The sequence below is a fragment of the Cellulomonas hominis genome (assembly GCF_005239125.1).
GTDB lineage: Bacteria > Actinomycetota > Actinomycetes > Actinomycetales > Cellulomonadaceae > Cellulomonas > Cellulomonas hominis_A.
The window spans coordinates 1-564 of sequence record NZ_SZYE01000385.1; the positions used below are offsets into that span (position 1 = coordinate 1).

1 protein-coding gene is annotated in these 564 nt (G+C 81.6%); it reads right to left on the bottom strand.

The features are described 5' to 3' along the window. Positions 1-564 (bottom strand): helicase-associated domain-containing protein (locus FA014_RS19700; RefSeq protein WP_195969408.1); only part of this gene is annotated, 564 nt, incomplete at both ends.

The following is a 564-nucleotide window of genomic DNA, read 5'->3' on the forward strand; positions in this document are numbered from 1 at the left end:
GGGGCCGGGCCGCGGCCACGCGCCGCACCGTAGGGGCGGCGTGGAGGACCTGCCCGTCCGGCGTCTCGGCCACCGGCGCCAGGCCGTGCCCCCGCAGCGCAGCCAGCAGCTCGTGCAGCGGCGCCTGCGCGGCCAGCACCGTCGGCGCGAGCCGGACCAGCCCGAGGTCCGCGTGCCGCGGGTCCTCCGCGAGCCCGGCGAGCAGCGCCGGGTCCTCGGTGCGGACGTACGAGGAGGCGGCCCCGGCGCGCAGCCGCCCGTGCCGGCGCGCGGCGTCCCGGACCAGGTACTCCAGCGGCTGCGGCACGCCGCCGCGGGCGTGCGACGCGAGGTCGGCGAGCAGGTCGTCGGCGGTGGCCCCGGCGTCCAGGGCGTCCCGCACCGACTCGGGGGTGAACCGCACCGTCACGGCCCCGCCGCGGGACTCCACCCGGGCGGACGCGTCGAGCAGCGCCTCGAGCTCCTGGCTCGGGCGGCCCGGCACGATGCCGGTGAGGTCGGCCTGGAGCAGCAGGTCGTCGACCGCCGGGGGCAGCGCCGCGCCGAGGCCGGCGGCCAGCGCGG